This window comes from Brucella sp. IR068 (genome assembly GCF_049065885.1).
Classification (GTDB): domain Bacteria; phylum Pseudomonadota; class Alphaproteobacteria; order Rhizobiales; family Rhizobiaceae; genus Brucella; species Brucella intermedia.
In genome coordinates this window covers 1-3,125 of record NZ_JBAKHE010000039.1, presented here as the reverse complement: position 1 = coordinate 3,125, position 3,125 = coordinate 1, and the positions used below count along the sequence as shown (strand labels likewise).

Here is a 3,125-nt window from a genome sequence, read left to right as displayed (position 1 = left end):
CCATGCGCCGGTCGTGCCATCCGCCGTCACCTGCGAGGTCGTGCCATCCGGCCAGGTCACCACAACCGTCGAACCCGGTTCCGTCGTGCCGGAAGCTGTCGGGATATTGTCTCCTTCCGGATCGGTGATGGCGACATCGGTCGTCGGTGCGGTTACATCAACATTTACGGGTCCGAGTGAAGTCGCGGGACCAATATTCCCCGCGGAGTCTATCTGACGGACCAGAATATCCCCATCGCCATAGACACCAGGCTGAAGTTCAAAACTTGCGCCGCTCCCGTCATGCCAGGTCTTGCCCCCATCTGTGCTGTACTGCCAAGTAGCACCCTCCTCGAGGTTACTTACAACGACCGTCCCATCGCCAGTAATGCCGTCATCTGGAAGGCCGGTATCGTTTTCAAGCGCCACGGCAGGCTCTGCCGGGGGCTCCCTATCAACACCTGCGCCATTGTCATTGTCGTCATCGTTATCGGAACTTGACGCCGCAGCAATAATCCCGCCAACCGCGCCAAGGCCAAGCAACCCGAGAAGAACGGGACTTACGCCGCCTGTTGCGCCACCCATCAGTTGGTCAACCGACTGAATTTCCGCAAAGTTGAAATCTGCTAATCCATCACCGTGCTGACCAACCCACAGCTTCCCGTCCTCGTCTTGCAGGACTAAATCATTATCATCGCCATTCGGATAATGAGCATAAAAATGAACAATTCGGATTGTTTCGCCATTGTGAAGGCGAATGACGAGATCATCGCCGATCTTCTGGTAATCTGCAATTGCGCGGGGGCTCAATGACAGTTTAACAACACTCGGAGACGAAAGAATAATGTTATTACCCGCGACTGTACTGGATGAACCGGTCGCTTTGTTCGTGACAATAACCATGATGAGCCCCTCCTCGGCGTTACGACCGGCAAAGAGACAAGAATCGCAGTCAAGAAGAGAGAGGCCCTTTATTGATTAGCCTAACAAATGATGAGGATACTTTTATCTTGAGCAAAAATCTCCTCAATCTTTCAATTCTAGCTTATGTCGCACTCTCTTCTACATTCGACTGCAAATCCATTTATTCAGTGCCAGACCTATCCGACAAGAAGTATAGATGTTTATATTAAATTCTATGCAGATATCGACACGTTTGCACAAAATTGACATTGGTCACAAACTATGAAGTTGACCCGACAATCGATTTCGCGCCTTCCTTCTGAAAGAAGCCGGACTGGTCCCAACAATGCGGCTAAAAAATCGGGAGAGATGCACCTGATCGGAAAAACCGCATTCCTGAGCGATCTCCACAATGGGGAGATCTGTTTCCTCCAGCAAGGCCCGCGCGCGTTCTATCCTGCGCAATATAATATATTGATGCAGCGTGACATTCGTTGATCGCTTGAACAATCGAGCAAACTGCGCAGGGCCTAATCCCGCCATTGCAGAAAAATGATTTACAGTGATACGCCGGCTTATATTGTTATCTATAAAATCAATCACATCGCGTAGGATGCTTGGTGGCAGACTACCTTCCCCAACGTGTTCTTCCTGACCGCTATTTGAATATTTGGCGATCAAACGTGCGGTAAGCACCCGGGTCAAATATTCAAGCTCTATTCGTGCGAACGTCCCTCCCCTTTCTACTATCTCCTTAATCGATAGGATCGTTTGGGTCAGAAACTGGTCTGAAATAGAGAACCTGGAGCCTAGATTAAAAAGACCTTCACTCGCCGCCAAAAACTCCTGTTCGATATTTTTAAAAAGGCGGTCGGAAACATATATTTGAATGATTTCGGCATTGGATTCAATCTCGGCGTCAAAAGTCGTATTGGGCGGTATTACGAAAATTGACCCCGGCGCCAAGGAAAGTTGAGAAAGAGTGTTTCTAATCGAAAATCTACCTCTCACATATCCTCTCGTAGCCATTCCCACCAATAGAGATGGCACTGCCGAAAATCTTGCCTTGAAGGGCCAAATTCTGGATGTATAAACATATGCGTTAGGCGAGGCTAACGCCGCGCTGGTTTTAATCACCTCAATTCCATCTAGATCCTCCACCTTATGTGTAGCCACCATACTGAAATTTAAGCTACTCATTTCCCCTCCAGCCTCGAGAAAACGTAAGTTAGACTGAATGTCATCTGAAATGATGTTATTTTGTATTGTTTACTATGACAGCAAAACCTCTCCCTCTCGAAATAGAGCGCAGTAACCTGAAGGCCAGAACATCTCCCTAAAAAATGGAAGTCTACAATACGAACCAAGCATGGAAAAGACATGTCATGCGATAAGCATTGATTGAATGGGGTTACCCCCATATTTCGGGTCCCCTCCATTTAAATGACATCATGTTTTCTGGCGAACATTGCGCCGGTCGTGACCAAGAACTGAAGGGCGCTGAAGTAAAAAATAGCGTGGGCTCGGCAAGGCGCGTTGTTTGGCGAGGACGCTAAGGCGCAGGCGCTTTAATTTCCAAAATCGAATCTGCTGTCAGTGCCGACATGGGATGACCGAAGCGTCGCTCATGCGCCATTTGCTTATATGGAAATTACCACTTCGAGGTTTTTCAGCTGGTTGTTCTTTACGCAAATTCCTCGCAATGTGACATTCATGGGCGTAACGGTGTTCAGTTGCAGTTCACTCCACATTGCCTGGAAGCGCTAACAGATACCCGTTGGAAAGTTGCAGGGCGGGCTTTCCTCCACATGCTGGTGCAGCCCCGCCGCAATTGGTTTCTAAAGTAATCAGAAGGTCTTCTGCAGCTCTGGCAGGACGGTAAAGAGATCACCGACGAGGCCATAATCGGCGACCTGGAAGATCGGCGCTTCCTCATCCTTGTTGATGGCGACGATGACGCGTGAGTCCTTCATGCCCGCCAGATGCTGGATCGCGCCGGAGATACCGACAGCGATGTAAAGGTCCGGTGCAACCACCTTGCCCGTCTGGCCAACCTGCCAGTCGTTCGGCGCATAGCCGGCATCAACGGCTGCGCGGCTGGCGCCGACTGCGGCACCCAGCTTGTCGGCAACCGGCAGGATCACTTCCTGGAACTTTTCGGCAGAACCAAGCGCACGACCGCCCGAGATGATGATCTTCGCCGAGGTCAGTTCCGGACGATCCGATTCCGAAAGTGCATTGCC

The 3,125-nt window shown here is 50.1% G+C and carries 3 protein-coding genes; all 3 read right to left on the bottom strand.

Going from position 1 to position 3,125, the window contains the following annotated elements:
• A partial coding sequence (locus tag ACOWVS_RS23330) for a BapA/Bap/LapF family prefix-like domain-containing protein (RefSeq protein ID WP_420984201.1) occupies nucleotides 1-882 on the bottom strand: 882 nt, incomplete at its 3' end.
• Between the two features lie 273 nt (nucleotides 883-1,155).
• Nucleotides 1,156-2,082: a helix-turn-helix domain-containing protein gene (locus ACOWVS_RS23325; protein WP_063882950.1), complete on the bottom strand. Its 927-nt coding sequence runs from the start codon at nucleotides 2,080-2,082 to the stop codon at nucleotides 1,156-1,158.
• 647 nt (nucleotides 2,083-2,729) lie between these two features.
• A partial coding sequence (locus ACOWVS_RS23320) for an electron transfer flavoprotein subunit alpha/FixB family protein (protein ID WP_420973178.1) occupies nucleotides 2,730-3,125 on the bottom strand: 396 nt, incomplete at its 5' end.

Bases quoted from the DNA above. Each gene is read 5' to 3' on its own strand.
- ACOWVS_RS23325 (WP_063882950.1), bottom strand. From the start codon at position 2,082: ATGAGTAGCTTAAATTTCAGTATGGTGGCTACACATAAGGTGGAGGAT.